The organism is Hahella ganghwensis DSM 17046, from assembly GCF_000376785.1.
GTDB lineage: Bacteria > Pseudomonadota > Gammaproteobacteria > Pseudomonadales > Oleiphilaceae > Hahella > Hahella ganghwensis.
Window position 1 is genome coordinate 1 of the sequence record NZ_AQXX01000007.1, and the last position, 1268, is coordinate 1268.

1 protein-coding gene is annotated in these 1268 nt (G+C 50.2%); it reads left to right on the forward strand.

Features of this window, described 5'->3' with window-relative positions; all coding sequences use genetic code 11:
• Positions 1–66 precede the first annotated feature (66 nt).
• Entirely contained in the window at positions 67–1092 is a 1026-nt protein-coding gene (locus F566_RS0100075) for an IS110 family RNA-guided transposase (RefSeq protein WP_020404954.1), read from the forward strand.
• The last annotated feature ends 176 nt before the right edge of the window (positions 1093–1268 follow it).

A 1268-nucleotide genomic window follows, 5' to 3' on the forward strand; every position in this document is an offset into this window, starting at 1 on the left:
CCTCTATCGGCGTCAAATGCGCCACACTTGTAGTGTCAACAAACAAGTATAGAGGAGGCATCCATCATGAATATTAAGCTCATCGGAGTGGATTTGGCAAAGTCAGTTTTCCAGGTTTGCGTGCTGAACCAAGCTGGTAAAGTTCAGATTAACCGGGCGCTGTCTCGTAACGCTTTTGTTGAATTTATGCATAAACAGCTGCCCACCCAGGTTGTCATGGAGGCCTGTGGTAGTTCTAACTTTTGGGCCCGGAAGCTTCAGTCGATGGGGCACACCGTTCAGCTAGTACCTGCCCAACATGTGAAGCCATTTGTCAAAGGCAATAAGAACGACCGTAATGATGCCCTCGCAATCTGTGAAGCAGCCCAGCGTCCTCATATTCACTTCGTGCCCGTTAAGTCGCAAGTACTGCAGGATCTTCAGATGTTGCACCGGATACGTCAACGCTATGTCCAATCGTCAACGGCAATCTGCAACCAGATCCGAGCCTATCTGCGCGAGAACGGGATCTATCTGGACACCAGGATTCAAACTCTGCTGAAGGAGATTCCTGGGGTGCTTGAGGAGGCCGAGAATGAACTAAGCGTTCTGGCACGAGAAGTGATTCGACAGCTCTTTGATGATCTCTTGGAACTGCGCCGGCGAGTAGCCACTATTAACCAGAAGCTGGATAACTGGATGGCGAATCACGACGATTGTCAGAGGCTGAAGCAAGTACCTGGATTTGGTCCGATTGTCACGACTGCTTTGGTGGCCGCCGTGGGCAACGGTGGCCAATTTTCGAAAGGACGTCAAATGTCAGCCTGGGCAGGACTCACTCCCCGGCATACCGGAACCGGAGGTAAAGTTACCGTGCTTAACAGCACGAACATGGGAAATGCCTATTTGCGTTACTTGCTGATTCATGCAGCGAGGACAGTGGTCACCTGGGTAAAGGATAAACAGGATCCGTTAAGCTGTTGGATTCGCTCTATGCTGGAACGTCGTGGCAAACATAAAACCTATGTGGCATTAGCGAATAAATTGACTCGGGCAGCTTGGCGAATCCTACAAGGAGAAGAAAACTATGATGTTCGCAAAATAGCAGCATAAAAAGAGCGGGACTTATACGCACGCCAAACCAGGTTGCAAAGTATGATGACATAACCGGTTTCCGGCCCTCTGCAGAGCCTGAAGGGACAAAGGTCAAACACCGAGTGGGTGAAAAGGCGTAGAGGGGCGGATCTCATCATGGTCAGGCGCAAAATTGCGCCATACAAAGACCGGAT

Coding starts and splice junctions, on each gene's coding strand:
- F566_RS0100075 (WP_020404954.1), top strand. CDS start 67: ATGAATATTAAGCTCATCGGAGTGGATTTGGCAAAGTCAGTTTTCCAG.